Annotated in this window: 16 protein-coding genes and 1 pseudogene; 10 read left to right on the top strand and 7 right to left on the bottom strand. The window is 36.5% G+C overall.

Annotated elements, in window-relative coordinates; translation table 11 throughout:
• Positions 1-5 precede the first annotated feature (5 nt).
• Together HEQ36_RS00520 and HEQ36_RS00525 are read right to left on the bottom strand one after the other, a co-directional pair.
• On the bottom strand, positions 6-3278 hold the full coding sequence (locus HEQ36_RS00520; RefSeq protein ID WP_290706391.1) for a DUF5906 domain-containing protein: 3273 nt from the start codon (positions 3276-3278) through the stop codon (positions 6-8).
• Between the two features lie 46 nt (positions 3279-3324).
• Positions 3325-4128: a hypothetical protein gene (locus tag HEQ36_RS00525; protein ID WP_168636853.1), complete on the bottom strand. Its 804-nt coding sequence runs from the start codon at positions 4126-4128 to the stop codon at positions 3325-3327.
• Positions 4129-4326: 198 nt separating this feature from the next.
• Here HEQ36_RS00525 and HEQ36_RS00530 point away from each other — a divergent pair, with 198 nt between their 5' ends.
• The 10 genes and pseudogenes from HEQ36_RS00530 (at position 4327) to HEQ36_RS00575 (ending at position 11152) form a co-directional block, all read left to right on the top strand.
• Positions 4327-4962 carry a hypothetical protein gene (locus HEQ36_RS00530; protein ID WP_168636854.1) on the top strand — a complete coding sequence of 212 codons (636 nt, stop codon included), beginning with the start codon at positions 4327-4329 and terminating at the stop codon, positions 4960-4962.
• Between the two features lie 185 nt (positions 4963-5147).
• Complete coding sequence (locus tag HEQ36_RS00535; RefSeq protein ID WP_168636855.1) at positions 5148-6236, top strand: DnaJ domain-containing protein; 1089 nt, start codon at positions 5148-5150, stop codon at positions 6234-6236.
• A gap of 84 nt (positions 6237-6320) precedes the next feature.
• Positions 6321-7073 (top strand): annotated as a pseudogene (locus HEQ36_RS00540) (AAA family ATPase); the annotation flags it as partial.
• A 3-nt stretch (positions 7074-7076) separates the two neighbouring features.
• The gene (locus tag HEQ36_RS00545; protein ID WP_053540146.1) at positions 7077-7505 is read left to right on the top strand and encodes a DUF6876 family protein; all 429 of its coding nucleotides are present in this window, start codon (positions 7077-7079) and stop codon (positions 7503-7505) included.
• A gap of 158 nt (positions 7506-7663) precedes the next feature.
• Entirely contained in the window at positions 7664-7951 is a 288-nt protein-coding gene (locus HEQ36_RS00550) for a hypothetical protein (RefSeq protein WP_168636856.1), read from the top strand.
• Between the two features lie 126 nt (positions 7952-8077).
• On the top strand, positions 8078-8305 hold the full coding sequence (locus tag HEQ36_RS00555; RefSeq protein WP_053540148.1) for a DUF2997 domain-containing protein: 228 nt from the start codon (positions 8078-8080) through the stop codon (positions 8303-8305).
• Complete coding sequence (locus HEQ36_RS00560) at positions 8290-8583, top strand: hypothetical protein (protein WP_199924295.1); 294 nt, start codon at positions 8290-8292, stop codon at positions 8581-8583. Before HEQ36_RS00555 ends, HEQ36_RS00560 begins: the two co-directional genes overlap by 16 nt.
• Positions 8541-9047, top strand: coding sequence for a DUF1257 domain-containing protein (locus HEQ36_RS00565; protein ID WP_053540149.1), 507 nt, complete (start codon positions 8541-8543; stop codon positions 9045-9047). The genes HEQ36_RS00560 and HEQ36_RS00565 overlap by 43 nt, the downstream gene beginning before the upstream one ends.
• 171 nt (positions 9048-9218) lie before the next feature.
• Complete coding sequence (locus HEQ36_RS00570; RefSeq protein WP_053540150.1) at positions 9219-9806, top strand: hypothetical protein; 588 nt, start codon at positions 9219-9221, stop codon at positions 9804-9806.
• Positions 9807-9877: 71 nt separating this feature from the next.
• Positions 9878-11152, top strand: coding sequence for a Calx-beta domain-containing protein (locus HEQ36_RS00575; RefSeq protein ID WP_168636857.1), 1275 nt, complete (start codon positions 9878-9880; stop codon positions 11150-11152).
• A gap of 95 nt (positions 11153-11247) precedes the next feature.
• Here the strand turns inward: HEQ36_RS00575 and HEQ36_RS00580 are convergent, their stop codons facing one another.
• The 5 genes from HEQ36_RS00580 to HEQ36_RS00600 all read right to left on the bottom strand — a co-directional run bounded on the left by HEQ36_RS00580 (position 11248) and on the right by HEQ36_RS00600 (position 20202).
• Positions 11248-11739, bottom strand: coding sequence for an HU family DNA-binding protein (locus HEQ36_RS00580; RefSeq protein WP_325064630.1), 492 nt, complete (start codon positions 11737-11739; stop codon positions 11248-11250).
• A gap of 6 nt (positions 11740-11745) precedes the next feature.
• Positions 11746-14358, bottom strand: a complete 2613-nt coding sequence (locus tag HEQ36_RS00585) for a hypothetical protein (RefSeq protein WP_168636859.1) — start codon at positions 14356-14358, stop codon at positions 11746-11748.
• Positions 14359-14381: 23 nt separating this feature from the next.
• Positions 14382-16007: a hypothetical protein gene (locus HEQ36_RS00590; RefSeq protein ID WP_168636860.1), complete on the bottom strand. Its 1626-nt coding sequence runs from the start codon at positions 16005-16007 to the stop codon at positions 14382-14384.
• Between the two features lie 772 nt (positions 16008-16779).
• Positions 16780-17667: a bile acid:sodium symporter gene (locus tag HEQ36_RS00595; RefSeq protein ID WP_168636861.1), complete on the bottom strand. Its 888-nt coding sequence runs from the start codon at positions 17665-17667 to the stop codon at positions 16780-16782.
• 195 nt (positions 17668-17862) lie between these two features.
• Positions 17863-20202, bottom strand: a complete 2340-nt coding sequence (locus tag HEQ36_RS00600) for an arylsulfatase (RefSeq protein WP_168636862.1) — start codon at positions 20200-20202, stop codon at positions 17863-17865.
• Positions 20203-20243: the final 41 nt, after the last annotated feature.

Raw genomic sequence — 20243 nt, forward strand, 5'->3', positions numbered from 1 at the left:
GACAATTAACGTATTTTTCTGGACAAGCCTAGTTTTAATTCTTCGTGTCGGGTTAAAGATTGACAATCAGCACAGGCTACAATTCCTTCAACGCCTTTACCTTTAACTTGAATATGTTCTGGACACCAATCTAAATGTGCAATTACTTGGCATAGTCTTTTGCTTCCTAATTCCCCAAATCCTTTAAACCTTGAATCCTTGTAGTAAACATAAGAACCGATGGGGAATTTGTTGTTTCTTTCAGCAATTACAGCCTCTACATTGATTACTTCGACTACTTCGACTTCGCTACCTCGACTTCGCTCGGCACAAGTCAGTACAAGTTCGCTCAGTACAAGAAATTCTTCTGCTTTTTCTGTCTCAGTATTGGCAACTTCTCCTGATCGTTGCAACTCTTGTAATTGTGATGGTACAGATTCACCCATCACAGTAGCTTCAACCTCAATTACAGCAGTAGTTTTAGGCATTTCTATAACTACCTGTGTGATGGGTTGTGATGGGTCAAAAGCCAAATTTCCTTGTAAGGCTGTACCAGTATTCATACTTAGAGTATTTTTGATGTTCTCATTCTCGATTGAATAATTGTCAATTTTGCCATCACACCCATCACAGGCTTGTTCTATAAGAGTTTCAACCATCACATCACCCATCATCAACCCATCACACGACCGATCACATTTTTCTGATTCAGTATTAAAATTGCTATTATTTGGTTCTAATTCAGACAACTTTGTGATTAATGTAGAAATGTCATCATCGCTACCTGTTCTTATTTTGATGCCTTCAAAATAAGACCCTTTTCTATCTGTTCCTTTGGAAATTGGCAACTTTAACTGTGCCTGTAACAAATCAAGTAACAAACTGGTGAAACGTTTCTGAGATAACGGATTTGTGCCTGTGTTTTGCGCGTATTGACAATAGTTAGGATAAAGCCAAGTATTAGCGTTGCGATATGCAGTCCAGGATTCAGATTGACCTATATCACCTGTTGTAAATCTGATTTGTTGGGCAATACCTACATAATTTCTATATCCAGTTTCTTGTACGAGTTCTTCATCTGCCCAAGCTGCTAAAGGATTAGTTTCTGTCAACATGGTTGCTTTTTGCTGACAGAGTAATTGGGAAGCTTCACAGTGATTTTTCAGAAGTTCCTTAGCACGAACTTCACCCATACTCAAAACCCAGTTAAGAAGCCCTGGGATATATCCGGCAAACTCCCCAAACATTTCGCCGTTAGTCCGAAAATCTAGTAGAATCTGCTGGTCTTTACGCTCAACCTGTTGATCAAACCGGACACCAATTCGACGACGTTCTGTACCAGATGTATAATCTGATGATGCGATAGCGAAGCGCTGCTGCAAGCAGATCGCCTCATTACCAGCAATAATTATCATCCCAGGATATATAAAACCTGATGTAGATTGTTTACCCTTGACTTCGTAGGGAATTAAATCAGAACCAGTCATGGCTTTAAGTATTGAAACCTCACCTGCAAATCTTTCTGAGTCTGTGATCACACATAGGCGTTTACCTTTGAGTGAAGCAGATTCAAAGTTAGATTTTTCTAGTTTTTGCAGTTTTGTAGAGTGGGTGTTTCTAAGTCCTACAAGTGCTTGTGCTAATCGGGTATAAGTCCCCTTACCAGTCCCACCCTTGCCGATGATTTCTAAATATTGTTGCCACTCTGATTTACCACTGGCGACAGCATAAAGATAAGCCCGTAAAACATCTATAGTTCCCTGGTCTTGAACTTGAGAATTAAACCATGCTTCGATAGGTGGACAAGTTGCGATAGCGAAGCGCTCCGTAGGAATCGCAGAATATTGATAAGGTAAACACCAAGTCAGTCTATGGGCGGGACAGTGGGGGGTAAGTTCAAGAGTTGTAGGATTTAACAGCCCGTTAATCATAGGAATGAAACCCGTAATTTCATCCCATTCTTTGACGGCTAATTTTGCTCTTAATTTGCGCTCGACTCCCGAAGTGAACCCGTGTGAGATAGGGTGAGGTCTACCATATTTGTCACAGAAATAATACTTGTAAGGTTTAATTTCTGTTTCACAAATCAATGAGACAGCATTCGAGGTTTCTAATCCCCAAATACCATCAATGTTTGCAGAATATCTGTACCATTGTTCTTCCTCTACATTCCAAGCCAACTGATCACGATACTTTTCAGCCACCAAATCAGAAAATTCAGCTTCACACCAGGACTCAATAATTGATCTATGATTACCACCATCACCCCCATATTCGATAAATTCAGCATCCCAGTTGACAAGTTTTTCAGTGAATTTATCAGCAGTTTGTCCTATCAGCCGGTTCATTATTGCAATGAACTGTTCACGACTCCAATCCCCATTAGCTGCTACCCAGTCGGCAATATCGCCTTTTTCTGGCATTTCTTCCCAAAGTTCCAACGGGTTCAATACGAGACAAGGAAATTGGATTTTGGCTGCTGCATTGGCGATCGCTAATGCCTTTTTCACCCCAATCTCATCATTGTCTGGCCAGTAGATTAAACCAGCCACACCCGCCTTTTTGAGAGAAATGAACCCACTTTCTAAATCAACATCGGACCAGGCTGAACCCATCCAAGTAACGGTGCAAATACCAAGAAAACGGGCTGATTCCACAGACTTTTCACCCTCAACACCCAACACCCATTGATCAACTGCAAATTGTTCAGCTTCATGGATTCTGTAAATTGGCCATGGTTTTTCACCCTTGGAATTAACGTTCTTACTGTCTGCGTTGATATGCCAAGGCTTCGTCGTTTTATGGGTGCGTTCTCCGGCTTCGTTATAAAAGTCAGTTCTTAATACCCACTGTTCACAACTGTAGTGATAGATAATTTCTGTGTTAAGTCCTTTTTGAACTATTGGTACAACATCTACATCTTCTGGAAGTGTGGCCAGAACTATTTCACCTGCTGGTAAAAGTACAGGCTTGTAGAGTTTGAGCGGTGCAGGTAAAACTCTTAGGTTTATCCGTCTGCCCAAACCCCTATAATGACTTCCAGCTTTTTCAAAGGCTTCTGATCCGGGTGCGTTGCCTTGGACTAACGGAGCGATCGCTTCTCTAATCTGTTCTGATGTACATCCAATATTGGAATAACAAGCGTAACGTCCGGCAGTTTTGCCAGATGTTGTGATCTCAAGATTGTTACCACCACAAATTGGACAAATAGCTCTAATAGCAGTTCGAGTCTGTCTGACTATTTGCAATTTATCTAGGTGGTCGAATATTGAAAATGTTGGGAGTTCTCTAGCAAACATTGTTACTTCTTGAAATTATTTAAGGGTGGACAATAAGAAGTTCTGTCTACGGAGTAATTTCTTTTGATTCTATTTTTGATAAGTTGTTAAATCCTGCTGGATTTGGGAATTTTCTGCGATCGCCCATATTCTTAATGATCACCAACCCATCACACGACCCATCACATTTTTCTGATTCAGTATTCAAATCGCTATTATTTGGTTCTAATTCAGACATCTTTGTGATTAATGTAGAAATGTCATCATCGCTACCTGTTTTTATTCTGATACCTTCAAAATAAGACCCCTTTCTGTCTGTTCCTTTGGAAATTGGCAACTTTAACTGTGCCTGTAACAAATCAAGTAACAAACTGGTAAACCGTTTCTGAGATAACGGATTTGTGCCTGTGTTTTGCGCGTATTGACAATAGTTAGGATAAAGCCAAGTATTAGCGTTGCGATATGCAGTCCAGGATTCAGATTGACCTATATCACCTGTTGTAAATCTGATTTGTTGGGCAATACCTACATAATTTCTATATCCAGTTTCTTGTACGAGTTCTTCATCTGCCCAAGCTGCTAAAGGATTAGTTTCTGTCAACATGGTTGCTTTTTGCTGACAGAGTAATTGGGAAGCTTCACAGTGATTTTTCAGAAGTTCCTTAGCACGAACTTCACCCATACTCAAAACCCAGTTAAGAAGCCCTGGGATATATCCGGCAAACTCCCCAAACATTTCGCCGTTAGTCCGAAAATCTAGTAAAATCTGTTGGTCTTTGCGCTCAACCTGCTGATCAAACCGGACACCAATCCGACGACGTTCTGTACCAGAGGTATAATCTGATGATGCAATAGCGAAGCGCCGCTGCAAGCAGATCGCTTCATTACCAGCAATAAATGTCGCTTTTATTATATAAACCTACTTGTACTTGATTAAATCCTATTTTTGAATCAGAATTGAGTTTATAACGGATCAAAAAAAATCTGTTATGTAGGTTATTGTTATTGACAACAGATAGACTTTACATGATACAATTGTAAACTGTTAACCAAGATATTAATATTATAAATGAGTCATCAATCTGATTATGAAGCATACGCTCAAAGGCTGAATACTATTGTTTATGAATCGTTGGTACTGAAAATTGGTTGCTACCAATACTTCAATGAAACATTGCATTCTGCTGATAGAAATGTACTAGAAGCTTTTCCATTAATGCCAATTCTAACTGAGGCTTTACATATAGATATTGTTATAACATTATCAAAGCTTCTTGAAAATAACAAGAACGGTTGGGATTTTATACGTTTTATTAATTTTGTATCATCTAATCGCAAGAAATTATTATGGCGTGGTGAGGAAATACCATTAAAAATAATCAAGGAGCATGATAAACAACTTGATAATTGTAAGGCAATGCGCGAGAAGCTTTTTAAACAACGTGATAAATATTTTGCTCACTCTGACAAGCAATATTTTTTAGAGCCAAACCTAATTGTTAAGGATTTCCCTGATTCATATAGAGAAATATTACAATTAGTCGGTGTTATTCAATCTATAATTTCAGATCACATGAATGGTATAAACGGTGAGAGGAGTGTATCCCTTCATGGCGTAGCATACGTTGGAGCTTCCCAAATGATAGAATTTCTTTGTCAAGCTTCTGAGTCATTTAAGAAAAAGTACAGGCAATCCTCTAGTTAAGAGACATATCCTGATATAATACACACAGTCAGAAACTGGGCTTTACTCCGGTAACACAATACCCAATTTCAAATTCAAGATCAATCACAGTTTAGTTCAAGTTATGCCAGTGCAAAATAATTTGAAGTAAAATAAATACCATAAATATTCACAGTTACTCCTAAAAATAACATTAAAAACAAGCTATGAGCAAAAATTCAGAGAATTATTATGACGTTCTTGAAATTAGCAAGAATGCTACTGCTAAAGAAATAAGGGAAGTTTATATCTCTTTATGTAAAGACCTTCATCCAGACAAATTGCCATCTAAATCTGGTTCACATTTGAAAAAACTAGCGGAGGAACGTTTAAAACTGATTAATGAAGCATATCAAATTCTGAAAGATGACAAATTGCGTTCAGAATATGATCAAAATTGCACAGATGAATTAAGTTCTAATGCAAGAGAATCTGTAGATAATATTGAGGATTTGCTTTCTCCATCTGTCTTGTCAGAAGGTTTTGAAATATTGCAACAAGAAGAACAAATAATATGGTCAAAACATATGCAAGCTATAGATAATATTGAAAATCAATACTATGACTATCTATCCACAGTTAAAGGACACACATCGAGAAATTTATTTCCAGATACTCCATTATTAAAGCTAGATAGATTCTTGAGAATAATATATTTTGGATTACCATTTTCTTGTTGTATAGCATTATTTTTTTCGATTATGTTGCTATCCTGGATACTATTAATGAACAATTTTTTTCCAACTAGTAAAATGGAATTTAGCTTTTTTCTGGCTTCCTTCGTATTTGTAACTATTGGACTTCTATGTGGTTTTATTTTTAGTGAGGATTATTTCTCATTAATTCCAGAACAAATAGAAGATCATCAACATATTTACCTTGCAGAATTACATACCCATATTGTTTTAAAAACAAGTGTTGGTGCATATTCCAAATTTAATAAACTCAAATCACCTATTTATAAAAATAGTTATGTTATCGCAGTTAGTAATGTTATAAAAAAATTAGACCTAGATATTTTGTCAGTAAAAAATTATAGACAAGAAAAAATTAATAAATTTAAGAGTATAAATCCTTATCAATTTACTCCGCAATATATTTCTTCATTGTCACTTTCTGAACGCTTCCTTTTTGTTAAAGTTTTAAAGGAAAAAGCTAAAGAGGAGAAAGGCGAAGAAGTCATGAAAAATGCCTTGAAAGTTGCTGGTGCAGTTGGTCTCGTAGCTCTGTGGATTGGTACTGGAGGTGGTTTTTGATTTTAAAATCATGGGTTGTGTTTGAGTTAATGTTATATTAATTCATGCAGATTTTCAAAATAAACATTTTATCCCACATTCCGGGTTTTACTTGCAGGGATTCAAGGGACTGGGAAAAGTTTGTCAGCTAAAACCATTGCTGCTGAGTGGAAATTACCGTTACTCAGATTGGATGTAGGAAGGCTATTTGGTGGCATTGTTGGAGAAAGTGAAAACCGGGTAAGACAGGTAATTAGACTAGCTGAGGCTATATCTCCTTGTTGTCTAATGCTGGATGAAATTGATAAGGCATTTGGCAATATTAATACTGGGAGTGACGGTGATTCTGGTACATCTAGGCGTGTGTTCGGCACATTGCTTACTTGGATGCAGGAAAAAACCAGCCCAGTATTTATTATTGCCACTGCTAATAATGTTGAATTGCTTCCTGCTGAATTAATTCGTAAAGGTAGACTTGATGAAATATTTTTTGTACATCTGCCTAGCAAAACAGAGCGATCGCAAATCTTCCGAGTCCATCTAAACCGTCTGCGTCCTAATCGCATTGATTTTGATTTTGAACTATTAGCCAGTCGAGCAAAAGATTTTTCTGGGGCTGAAATTGAACAAGTGATTTATGAAGGGATGCAAAATGCTTTCAGTCGCAATGAAGAATTTACTCAAGGTGATTTGTTGGATTCTATTGCTAGTTGTATACCATTAGCTCAAATCTCCCAAACTCAAATTCAATCCTTAACTAAATGGGCAGAATATAGCGGTGCTAAAAGTGCCAGTTTAAAAGTGAGTGAAATTAATTTTGTGCTACCGCCTTTAGAGGTTGATAATTATTTGGAATAATCCATGATTTCAGCCACAAAATTGATTCAGGATTTAGCTAATTTTACTGGAAGTGAACAGTATTATTTACATTGGAGCAAAGTGTTGAAATACACTACAGGAGTAAAATATTTAGCAGAAAAAGCCCAAGCATATTGGTTAATAGATGCGATCGCTTCCCATCAAACCAAGAGATTACTGTCTAATGAAAACTTGAGATATTTTCAGCTATGGTTACTAACTGTCACTAATACCGAAAATCAATTACCTCAAAAATACGGTTTTATAAATCCCAACCCTAATCATAAAGCAGTATTAACTTGCTGGGAAGATACGCCAGTTGAGAGAGTAAAACCAGTAATTAGACAAGATATTGAATTTACTGATTTTCCTTTAACAGAAATGAAGCTATACGTTGAGAATAGCATTCTTTTACTACCATCTGAACATTAAAAAAATTAGGGGTAGTTTTGCTAAACTGCCCCGTCTTACTGCTTTTAAAGCAATACTAAAATGCACGAAATTAGAATTTTAAGGCAACCGACTAATTGCTGAAATTAGCTTTATTCAATGGCTACCACTTATAGAGGTTGATGATTGAGGTATTTGATATGGCATCAGACAGAGATTTTTCAAGTTGGCAATATAAACCTACGATATCAGAAATTGGTGAATTAATTCAAGGTGCAACTTTAACTAAGAATACAGAAATTAATGAAGAGGTAATTAATGAAATAAAGAGGAAATTATCAATAGCCATCAATAATATGTTAGCGGCAAAATTTCAAATTGAAAATCTGGATAATTCCAATATATCTTATGAAGTAAGGATTGAGTTAATTAATAGGTTTCTTGACAGTACCCTGGAAATTATTCAGAATTTTCCAAGGATTATATGACATCAAATAACCCCACAATTTCCCAGTTGAATCTCAGAAATTATTGACTCATTAAATCAGTAAAGAAAGTAGCGTAATTGGTGGTTAGCTACCACCTTTTAATAAACCAAAGGATAGGATTTTCAGATGCAATACAAACAAATTGAAATTACCATCGGTAAAGACGGAATTATCACAGAGCGAATAATTAATGGTGATGGTGAAAATTGCATTAATTTAACCGCAGGTTTAGAAAAATCTCTAGGCAATATTGAATCTCAGGAATTATTACCTGATAGCTTGCGTGGTGAAGCCATATATCAAAACCCAGAAATTTATGTTAAACAAGACGATAATTTATGGCTAAACCAGTAGAACAGAAATTAATTTCTCAGTGCCATTACTGCCATCTTCCAAACTGTTGTATGAAAGTGAAACCCCAATACCTGATGTGTAGTAATCATTGGAAATTAGTACCAACATATTTACAGGCTTTGGTTTACAAAAACTACCGACCAGGACAAGAAATAGATAAAAAACCCAGTCAAGAATACTTGAGGGTTTCACAGCTTGCAATCCAGCACGTTATTGACACAAACTACGCCAAACGATGCCAAAAACAGAAGGTAGAGAAAGCTTACACAATTGGGTAATAGGAAAAGCTGGTATTTTCAGAACCATTCAAAATAGGGAATTAACAATGTCACATTTAACCCACATCAGAACTACAATCAAAAACGCTGAAGTTTTAGAATCTGTGCTTAGAAAAATGATTGAGAATGGACTCGAAAATATTCTTGTTGGCGCAACCCTAGAGAAAAACGTTACTACTCACTGTTTCGAGAATTACAAAACAATTGATTTTGTTATTCATAGACCACAAGCTAAGTCTCACTGGAATGATTCTAGTGATTTCGGATTTGTGAAATTAGAAGATGAATTCAAGTTTCTCAATTACGCTGGAGCTAATCATCATGCTGAAAAATTTATGAGAACTTTAACCTTTAACTATGCCCGTGAAAATGCCTTAAATTCTCTAGCTGCTAATGGCTTTAATATTGAATCTATCTCTGAAGAAAATGGAGAGATTAAGATAATTGCTGGGAAATGGAGCTAATAAAACTGGTTTAACAAAATCAATTTGATTAATCATTAATTATAAAATAAACCAGTTTAGTATGAGATAAGAACCATTTATAGCAATACTTTAGCTGATTTTTAGGGTTGACTATTTTCGGCTTTCTGATGTTAGAATAATCTAAGAATTTTAGATTTTAGGTAAAAATAAATGGCTACTACATTAACCAAGAAAGACGCTTCTACTTTGCTTCGCACCAAGATTATTCGTGATGATGCCAGCGACTTTGAAAAAACCGAATCTAGCAATGGCGCACCTCTTTCGGTCAAAACATCAACAAATTTAATCTTGGATGAAAAACGCTATCTGTCTTTAGATGCTTCACTTCGCAAGTCTGAAACGAGAACTGATGCACTTGATGAAACTGGGTTAATTCCTCCCGGTTATGTAGTTCCTCAAACTCGCACAATCCGATATGAAACCTTAGAACAAGCATTTGCTAATCGCAATAAAATGGCTGTTCAAGAATTGTTAGAAAAAGCTTACTCTTTATATCCAGACTTAGTACCAACTGGTGCAACTATCACACCTTTAACCCCTGCTGCAACTCTGGCAGATTTAGCAACGCCTGTTAAATCTTTGGATTTTTCCATTGACATTAAAAATATCTTTTCTCAATTAGATAATATTAATGTTGTCTATGTTGATGCAGACAATGATCCTTATGTATCTGTTCATATTATTGGCAAGGCAACAGATGGTTTGGTAATTGCTTGCGGTTTATTAGTCCAAACTTAATTTTTAACTATTTTAAGGTGGGTAATACCCACCTTATTAATACAAACTATTGATTTTTTGGAATTAAACTCATGCCAACCACATCAACTCTATCAACGGGAATTCTTCAATTTACCAAACCTACCTATAAAATCACTGAATCTGGTACTTGGGTAGGTGACAGAATAGCAGTTAGCCGTACTGGTGGTACATCTGGAATTGCAAGTGTCAAAGTAACTGCTAAAACCGAAAGTGCAACTGTAGGCAAAGATATTGAAAAAGTCAGCGTTACTCTAACCTGGGCAGATGGTGAAAGTGACAATAAATACGTTCCTGTGAGCGTGGTACAAGATGCTTACGAGGAAGGGGAAGAAACAGTTCAACTTATACTCGGTTCTATCAAAGGAGCTAAGTATGCTCCAGTGAAAACAGCCCAATTAATTATTGTGGATAGAGCGAGTGAAGCGATACCTTCGGTCAGCGTAGCTATCGCACCTAACCTTATTAAGGATGACACTCTGATTGCTCTTGTTCCCACTCTGGGCGGTCCAAAAGGAGTGAAGTTTGGTGATATTAAATCGCTCATTTTACAGTCAATTCCAAAACCCACACCAACACCAACGCCTCCGTCAGGTTCGTGGGTACAAGTGGCCGGAGAAGGGGGTGCTTTTACTGTCGGCGAGTCGCAGCGCGTTCGTTATGGACGCAACAACACCTGGATTGAAAAAACAGTGAGTGGGTCTGGGACTTGTGATGTCGCCTTCTTTGGTTCAGATCCCTTGTATGGTGTTGTCAAGGTCTGTGAGGTGTTTATTCCATCTACACCTGCACCAACGCCTACACCTACACCTACGCTTTTTGATAAATCCTACCAATTAAATATGGCTACTATGTTAGCCAATGGTTTGAGCATTTTGGCTAATAATATAACTGCTGGAATAGATTCATTAGGTGAGCATCTGTCCTTTGTCAAAAGATCATCTTCTTTAACCATTAAGGGTATAGAGGAAAACTTTAATGCAGATTTCGCCATAGAAATTAAATTAGCAATTGATCCCCAATATTCTAATATCATGGGAGTTGAACCAGATGGATTATTAAATCTGCGCCCAGATGGCTCAAATTGGTGCTTTGATGTTGGTGTTGGGCAGAATAATGTCATCACAATCCCCAATTCTGTATCTGGTATTAATGCCCTCGATACTATCAAAATAATTAGATCCAATAATGTAGTAACACTGGATGTAAATGGAATTTTAGCATCAAAACCAGTTACACAAACATACAACACTACAAATGGACTGGTTATAGGAAATTTCAATGGTTTTGACGGTAAATTATACGGATTAAAAATATTAACTCCGTAGCGTTGAAATTGATGAATTAATCCTCTCAAAAAAATACCTCTATCCTTTTTGGACAGGGGTATTTTTGTACAATATCTATTGAGATAATCCAAAATCTAAAATAAATATTCAAGTTCTGGAATATTTTTTGCTAATTCCCAACCTGTTTCTTCACTCCAGACTGGAGTATTTTTAGTAACAGAATAAGAATGGAGTTTAAACTCTGGAACTTCAACAGCTATACCATCTATTTGAATTTGCCAAATTTTAGGCTCTTTAGCTTCAAACTCAGCAACAGGATCTGGATTGACAACAAAATCAGCGGAAAACTTAAATCTAGGTTTCCACTTAGCAGAAATTGTTATGTTCTCACCAGTTTTAGGGTTACGTCCTTCTCTTTCATCAAGAAATCGGACTGAAAAAGTCCCAAACTTTAATAAGTTGACAGAAAATTTCTGAGTTAGACTTATTTGAATGTATTTGACGAAAGCACTGAGAACGGATTCAACTGTGTTTTTTTGCAGTCCAGTTGATGTTTGAATATATTCAATTAATTGAGCGTTCATCGGCGTATTTTTAGGGTAAATTGTTAAGCTTTCCCAGATTATAACTTATTATTTAGTTGTGGCACTAAGCTCAAAAATTAAGCATTTATCAATTTCTTCTTGACTCATATCTTTGTTGAATAATGCGGCTCGTTTGGTCTTACCTTGTGCGTTCATGGAAATTGAGTAAATCTTCATTCTCTTTGATTGTCCTGGCAAAAAATAAGGCTGATATTTATCAGAAATATTGCCTAAATTAATCCACTCCAGAGTTTTTTGATTATAAGCCTGTAGCTTAAAATAAGTTTTGCCATTGTACTCATCAATAATCCCCCTGACTTGAATTTCTTGCCCCGTCCATTTTTTCTGAACTTGGGGAATACCAATTTTATCTACCCCATAAACTACTAATGTTTGGGTTTCTTTTTCTGGGATGTTTTTAAGTTCAGTCACAATCTCATCTCCAAATATCATAAAAGCTAAACCGGCATCTCCAGTTTCCGCTTGATGTGCTATTCTCCAATAAGCCGCAGCCCAAGAACGTGGATCATAAGTTTTTCCGTCTGGACTGGTTTTTGCAAATATTTTCTCTTTATTATTTTTAGTTGCCTGTGCAACCTGCCTAATCATTATTGTACTGCTGTCGTTTTGTACTTTCCATTTGATAGCTCTACCAATAGCTTCTCTGTAAGCTGCACGATGAGCAAGAGCATAATCCAATTGTTCCTGAGAAGGTTCAATATCACTGAAAAGAACTTTTTCGTAAGCTCTCAAATCACCATCAAAAAATTTAGGTTCTCCCCAATAACCATTAACTAATTTTACCAGTCTAGAAATTGTATCTTGTGAATCTTGATTAACTGCACAAGGTCTTTTTGCATAACAATCATCATTTTTAAAATCCTTTAACCAGGGGGCTTCAGCTTCTATTTCGTCTAAGAATTTCTTAACCGCATCCAATCCATTTTTATTATTGGGATATGCAGACTTTAAACTATCAACAGCAATTTGTACTTGTTGAGATAGAAAATCAATAACGGTCATTTCCTCGTTTTCTTTTTGTTCACCACCGGCAGGAATTAACAAAACTTTATCCTCCGCATTAGCAGCTTTTGCTCTAGCTAATAAACTGGCCACAATCCCAGTCATATCATTCATGGAGTTAAGAGCTATTTGTTGAAGATTCCCCTGTAATGCCATTTTGGGAAATTTCTTTGTTGCTGGAGGCTTTTTGAAATTAGCGATCGCATTCCTCATATTTGGATACGCACTAGCCTTTATTAACTGTACGAAGTCTCCATCAAAATCTCTGCCAAGCGTTAAAGCGAGCTTAGTAGTAACTGCCATAATTCCCGTTGCATTGGTATAAGTCCCTTCATATTTATTTTCCCACAATTGACAGTCCCCCCAATGGCGCATAGGGTTACAGAAAACTATGTATAAACCCTCTTCAAAGTCAGGCGCACAAAATACTTTTCTACCCTTTACTGACCCATCTTCCAAAACAGTATGATAATGTGCCAAACTTTCATCAGGTTGTACCATCACAGAATAAAACCTAATTCCTGCTGCTTTGGCCAAGTTCAACCATAAAGCCCGTAATCGTTCCTTAATCCGTTTGACGATGTAGGGATGAAGTAACAAAACACCATTTTTATCAACCCTGACGACACGAATCATGGTATTTTCATATTCGGCTTCAGACTGTAATTCTTCACTCCCTTCTTGTAATTCTGCTTCAGCTTCTGATTGGTCAATTCTGAGAATTTCAGCTAAATCAACAATGGAATTGTAGGCTTGAGATAGGCGATCGCATTTTTCTTTTAATCTGTCAATAATACTATCTTTTTCTAAGACTTCAAACGAGAACCACTGTAAAAGCATCCAACCAGGTTTAGCTCTACGAACTTCGCCATCAAATACTAATCCCATTAATATTTTACCTTGATAGTTTCCTAACGCTGGTTTATTACCCTTGAGTGAAGATAAGGGAATTGCTAAATCAAATCCTGAAGTATCCAGATGTGGATTATAGGCAAGTGTACCTTTTCCTATCCATTCTTTAAATAAAGCTGCCCTAAATTGAATTGGCTTGTCTATATCTACGTTCTCAGTTTCTTCTACAGGTAAACCTAATATTTCCATCAGACGCAGACTAGCTTTAGCGTGGGAATCGCCAGTTTTCCAATGAATGTTATTTACTGGGTCATCTAACAAATTACCATCAGGATCACGATTTTCATCATCTACAACAATGTATTTCATTTCTAAATAGATGATTTTCTTACAGCCAGTATGAAGGATTGAACCGTAAATTATGCGTTTCCATTGGTCTTTATCAGCAGTACCATAGTAATATTTACCAACTGTAGACTTATTGGAAAAGGTAAATCTACCATGATTTCTAGAACCACTGGCTAAATCCAGAAAGAACGCATTTTCATAATTTTTTGGCTTAAACGGATTTAATGTTGATGGATTTTTCTCTGTAGTGGGAATTTCCCCAATGGAGAAAATTAATCCAGGGTGCATTGCTGCAAGTAATATATTTCTCAGTGTAGTTTTTTCTCCTTTAATCCATTCCTGCTTTTTGCAGTTCCACACTGGCCATTCTGTCACTACTTGGATTTCTCCAGCCGAACCATCCGGTTCATATTTGATATTTGTAAATTCTGTAGGCATAAAATTGTATGTCCAAATTATTATCAATAAGGTGGCATATCTTCTAAATAAGAAAACCCATCTCTGATAATTTTAGCAGCTTCTTCTGATAATATGATTGGCATTTCTTCGGTCATGTCAAAGCTTCTAGAAAGATTCTCACTTTTAAAGGTTAAAGCATATAAATATTGATATTGTTTATTTGTTTCCTCAAGAAAGTCAAGTTTAAACTCTTTCAAACATTTCATACGTTCCAGTGAATCACCGCTTACTCTGGCAATTCCCAGGTCAGGTTCAATCTGATTCTCTTTAATTCCTAACAACCAAATGAAATTACCCAATTGATTCTTTTTAGCCATATTGATAGCAATAATTATAATTATTGCTGCTGCTAAAATATAAGGAGCGCAAGCGGTTAAAAGTCCCCATGCACCTGCAAACATTCCTGTATTATTGAAAACTGCTGGTAATAAATCTTTGGCTGATTTTAGCATCCCTCCCGTAATATATCGAATTGCTTCACTAGCAGGGATAGATAATCTTTTAGTGATGACTGAAACTACAGTATTTTTAATAGCATCAAAAAATGCTCTTGGTAATGAAATGCCTTTTAATATAAATGTTGATAGCAAACTTTCAGCTATTTTACAAAGCATATTGACAACATCTAAATTAGTTGGTGTTGGTACTGGTGTGATTGCACCATAATTACTCACAACACTTCCAAATTGTGATTTTAGATTATCTTGAGCATAGTTAGCTTGGTCTTTGAACTCAACTAACTTTTTACCCTGTGTAAATAGCCTTCTGATACCTACCATAGTAGGACGAATGACTTTACTTTTTAGGAATTTGATTATATCTACTTTGCCTTTATTTTCTTGTCTGGCCTCTACTTTGGCTGCTTTAGATTCATCCTTACCAAATATCGTTTCTTTAATTTGCTGAAGTATATTATTCAATTCTTCTTTGAGTTTGTTAAATAATCCTAAAAATATATTTACTAAATTGTCGTTGTCTTGTGGAAACTCAGTTATGGCTTCAGAAAAGTTCTGTTCAGTTTTTTCTCTAACTGCAATAAAATGATTCCTGACTTCTTGGGGTACAGGATCTTCTTGTTCATCAAATCGGGACATTAAATCATCATAAGCAGCTAATACTTGTGCCTTCAAATCATCAACTTTATCTTGAAACCAATTTTTATTAGTCTCTTCGATGCTTTTGATTCTTAGAAAAATATCATCACTGTTATTTGTATAATTACTTTTGACAATATTTCCCCAATTCATAAATAAATTATTTACTTCTACTGCTGCTGTGTAATCGTCCGGTTTAGTAGCTTGACCAGCAAGTAAATCTAATTTATTCTCTCCTGATGCTTGGGGATTATCGTGAACTTTTGAATTAACTACTTTATTCACACCATAACAAGATTGTAAAATCTCAGTTGCGGCGAAACTAACCTCTTGATCTAATTCCTGTTCGGAGAAAAAATTTAAAATTCCTTTTATATCGGGAAGATTGTTTTTTGAATAAACAACAGGGTTTAATCCATCAAACCAATCCTCTTTTCGTTGCAAAGCCTGAACAACATCATCGGGAACTTTCAAGCCACCTTTGTTAATCCAGATGCCGTCTGATATTTGATTTAATAATTCTTCTGGTGTCATAGTTTTACAGAATAACTATTTATGTATTTTAACATAATTCTGAAGATTATTAACACTATAAAAGTGGATTTTACCGATAATTAAATGATGTTAGTTAACAATACCTTATACCTTCACCAAAGTCCTGAAACCCTATTGATATCGTCACGATTTTATTGGCTTTCAGTTAGATCATTATTAAGATTATTTCCTAATAAGCAGAAGTATTATCAACAGAGTGAGAGAGCTATGCGTCTTATTCTATGGGTATCTTAACTATTTTTTTCATCCTGTCAGGTATTGTTACATAAGACTATAATATGCGATTGGCATAGCTTTTATCTCTTTCACTACTTTCGGATCACTACCTAAATTTGCATAACGGACGATAAACCTGCTGATAGAACTCTAGGAATCACTCAGAGCAATAGCAATAACGCCAATATGCTTTTCTGATTCAATAATGTAATTATACCAGGTGTCATTGTGAACAAAAAGTTATTACAATTTATTCATCAAAGTCCTAGTCAGCCGGAATTTAGTTCTGTAAAATATCGGCTCATGAAGCCTGAGTCTAGGTGCGGTTTGACTGATAAACAAGCTGATTGGGCGATCGCACAATATATATGTTTTTTGATGTTGTTTTGGCTCTATCCTAATACCAATTATTTCGTTCCTAGTCAACTTATAGATCAAGTCTGGCATTGTCACCTGCTAGACACTCAAAAATACATTAAAGATTGTCAATTATTATTTGGCTCTTATATACATCATTTTCCCTCCTATGTCATCACTAAACTTCAAGCTGCTTTATTTCCGCACCCATACCTTCTTCTTGATCTAATTCTGGTAGATTTTTACCTAAAATTAGAACTGAAACCATCATTAATAAACTTGTCACCATAATCACACTGATCACATTCGGATTATCAAAATTGCTCGTACCTATTAACAATGCTGCGGCAAAATTACGTTGTGCAGTTCCTACTCCTAAAACTCTTTGAGTATCAATACCAGGACCACCTAACAAATAACCCACAGTAAAAGAGAAGATAATAAAAATAGCACAAATAAATATCACTCCAGTTTTCAATAAAACAAGAATTTCATTAAAGTGTACTATCAATCTCACTCCTAAACCTAAAAGCAATCCAAAATTAGATATTTTGAAAGTAATTGTTTGGAGATTTAAAGCGATATCCTGATATGTTGCCTTAATTAATAACCCAATTCCTAATGGTGTTAGCATCATTAATATTAAAGATATTAAAGGTTTAGCAATATCCCAAGAATTGACTTCTACACCTTGCAAAACTAATGGTAATACAATCGGCATATAAAAAATAGTGCCGAACATTAGCATCATCATCAACCCTGTAGAAAAAGCTAAATTCCCCTTCACTATTTGGGCAAGTTTAGGTAATGCTGGAGGACCTGATGCTAATGCCATGATAATAAAACCATCTTTCACAGGTTCATTAACAGGTATTACTTGCAGCAACAAATATACAAAAAGTGGCACTAAAACAAAATTTGCAAATAGCGATAAAACAACCAAACGGATATTACGAAGAGGTTGCCAAATTTGTTGAATAGTTAACTTTAAACCCGTACCAAACATAGTAGCAACAACAAAAGCCAGAAATGCAATTTTGTCAAGGATGGGGATAATTTCGTTCATAAATTTCTTATTTCGCGCCAATAGGCAAAGAAGAAAGGAATATTCAATATGATTCTGTTAAGCCTCAAAATCTTTTTTAAAACTAACCACAGAGGCACAGAGGACACACCAGAGAAGAAAATAATTGAGTATGAATTTTAAAATATCCTCTCAATCTTGCTCTCCGCGCCTCTGCGGCTCTGCGTGAGAAAACAATTACTTCAAATTTAAAGTAACCTTCTGTAAATTACCTGTGAATGCAAATGGTACTTGATAGGTTTCCACAATCGGAGTACCTGTATCTCGACCCACATCAAAAGTTTCATTTAAAGCCAAACGGTAGGGTAAAGTTTTTTCAATTCGACCCTCAGCCACCTGTTGATCATTAATGAATAACTTCCCTATTCCACCAGCACCAACTCCACCACCGTCATAATCAAAATTAAATTTGATTGTTGATTTACCTGATGCTAATTTTTCAGAAGATTGAATAATGTAGCGTTCGGAATTAGCAAAGTTGTAAACGTAAGTTGGTTTACTATCTTCGAGGAAAAATCCCCAACCAGCAAAACGTCCTCCTTGGGTTAATAGAACACCTTCTGCACCACTTTCTGGAATTTCCACATCAGCCGTAATGCTAAAAGATTTATTTTTCAGACTTGGGGCGCTACCTTCGGGAATACTAACTGCACCAGAATAGTAAGTAAAAGTTGTCCGTCCTGCGGCTGGGGAAGGACGACTTTGGACATCAAAACGTTCAGAAAGGCGATCATCTAATGGTAAAACTTTGTGTTTACGCGCTTCTGATAAAAATAACTTTTGCAGTTTTTGCAGTTTTTCTGGATTTTCAGATGCTAAGTTATTCGCTTCGCTAAAATCTTCATCAATGTTGTATAGTTCCCAAGGATCTTTCTCGAAGTCAGCATTAATTGTACCCTGCCAAGGTAATCGAGGATGACGAGCCGCAGCTATCCATCCATTATTATAAATAGCCCGGTTTCCGAACATCTCAAAATACTGAGTTTTACGCTCAGAAGCAGCTTCAGGATCATCAAAGGTGTAAAGTAGGCTAGTACCTTCAATCTTCTGTTGTTTCACACCATTAACTTTTGTAGGTGCAGTAATTCCCGCAGCTTCAAAAATAGTTGGCGTAATATCAATGACATGATGGAATTGGCTACGAAGTCCGCCTTGATCTTTAATGCGATCGCCCCATGCAATAATTAAGGGGTTACGAGTGCCACCAAAATGAGAAGCTATTTGCTTTGTCCATTGGAAGGGAGTAGTACCAGCCCAAGCCCAAGCTGCATGATAATGATTAAAGGTTTTGGGACTACCTAAGTCATTCAAAGAAGCTAGAAGTTGTTCTCGACTTTCGGGTACTTTATTGAAAACTTTTAATTCATTGACGCTACCTGCTAAACCACCTTCAGCACTAGCGCCGTTATCACCAACAATGTAGAAAACTAAGGTATTGTCTAATTCACCGATTTGGTCAATGGCATTAATTAATCTTCCTACTTCATGGTCTGTATATGCTAAAAATCCGGCAAATACTTCCATTTCATGGGCATAGATTTTTTGATCATCTGGAGATAAGGAATCCCACGCTGGTAATTCTTTGGGACGAGGAGTAAGTTGGGCATTAGCAGGAATTACACCCAGTTGTTTTTGCCGAGTAAAAGTTCCTTCTCGTAATTTATCCCAGCCTTGATCAAATTTGCCTTGATACTTATCTATCCAGACTTTAGGAGCGTGATGAGGTGCATGGGTAGCACCGGTAGCCAAATAGGTAAAGAAAGGCTTATCAGGGGCTATAGACTGTTGAGAATGAATCCAGCTAATAGCATGATCTACTAAATCTGGTGTCAAATGGTAATCAGGATTATTGGTTGGTGGTGCAATCCGCTTGGTATTTTCGACTAAAGCCGGACTCCATTGGTTAGTATCACCACCCAAAAAGCCGTAAAAATACTCAAATCCCAACCATGTCGGCCAGCGGTCAAAGGGTCCAACCGCACTAGTTTCATAATCTGGTGTATTGTGCCATTTACCAAAAGCTGCTGTATTATAACCATTCTGCCGTAATACTTCCGCTACAGTAGCTGCACTCTTAGGTAAAATAGTTGTGTAACCAGGAAAACCAGATGCTAACTCTGCAACTACGCCTGTACCCACTGAATGATGATTGCGTCCAGTTAATAAAGCTGCTCTGGTAGGTGAACAAAGGGCTGTAGTGTGGAATTGGTTGTAACGTAATCCTTTTTCCGCCAAACGAGTCAAATTCGGAGTTTCTATAGCACCACCAAAGGTACTTGCTTGACCAAAACCCACATCATCCAATAGTACTAATAGTACATTAGGGGCTTTTTCAGGAGCTTTAATTGGTGCGGGAAAATCTGGTGTTGATTCTTTGTAAGTAATGCCGATTTTACCTTTAAAAGATGGTGGATTAATCGGTAATACTTTGCCTGTATCTGCTAGTGCGGGGCTAGTAGTGATGAGGAAAATGATGGAAAGAGATAATGCGAGCGCTCGCAAAATTAAATTTAACATATTTTTTTCTCACGCAGAGACGCGGAGGCACAGAGAGGAAT

The sequence above is a fragment of the Anabaena sp. 54 genome (assembly GCF_017355725.1).
Classification (GTDB): domain Bacteria; phylum Cyanobacteriota; class Cyanobacteriia; order Cyanobacteriales; family Nostocaceae; genus Dolichospermum; species Dolichospermum heterosporum.

Coding starts and splice junctions, on each gene's coding strand:
- HEQ36_RS00520 (WP_290706391.1), bottom strand. CDS start 3,278: ATGTTTGCTAGAGAACTCCCAACATTTTCAATATTCGACCACCTAGAT.
- HEQ36_RS00530 (WP_168636854.1), top strand. CDS start 4,327: ATGAGTCATCAATCTGATTATGAAGCATACGCTCAAAGGCTGAATACT.
- HEQ36_RS00535 (WP_168636855.1), top strand. CDS start 5,148: ATGAGCAAAAATTCAGAGAATTATTATGACGTTCTTGAAATTAGCAAG.
- HEQ36_RS00545 (WP_053540146.1), top strand. CDS start 7,077: ATGATTTCAGCCACAAAATTGATTCAGGATTTAGCTAATTTTACTGGA.
- HEQ36_RS00550 (WP_168636856.1), top strand. CDS start 7,664: ATGGCATCAGACAGAGATTTTTCAAGTTGGCAATATAAACCTACGATA.
- HEQ36_RS00555 (WP_053540148.1), top strand. CDS start 8,078: ATGCAATACAAACAAATTGAAATTACCATCGGTAAAGACGGAATTATC.
- HEQ36_RS00560 (WP_199924295.1), top strand. CDS start 8,290: ATGGCTAAACCAGTAGAACAGAAATTAATTTCTCAGTGCCATTACTGC.
- HEQ36_RS00565 (WP_053540149.1), top strand. CDS start 8,541: ATGCCAAAAACAGAAGGTAGAGAAAGCTTACACAATTGGGTAATAGGA.
- HEQ36_RS00570 (WP_053540150.1), top strand. CDS start 9,219: ATGGCTACTACATTAACCAAGAAAGACGCTTCTACTTTGCTTCGCACC.
- HEQ36_RS00575 (WP_168636857.1), top strand. CDS start 9,878: ATGCCAACCACATCAACTCTATCAACGGGAATTCTTCAATTTACCAAA.
- HEQ36_RS00585 (WP_168636859.1), bottom strand. CDS start 14,358: ATGCCTACAGAATTTACAAATATCAAATATGAACCGGATGGTTCGGCT.
- HEQ36_RS00590 (WP_168636860.1), bottom strand. CDS start 16,007: ATGACACCAGAAGAATTATTAAATCAAATATCAGACGGCATCTGGATT.
- HEQ36_RS00595 (WP_168636861.1), bottom strand. CDS start 17,667: ATGAACGAAATTATCCCCATCCTTGACAAAATTGCATTTCTGGCTTTT.
- HEQ36_RS00600 (WP_168636862.1), bottom strand. CDS start 20,202: ATGTTAAATTTAATTTTGCGAGCGCTCGCATTATCTCTTTCCATCATT.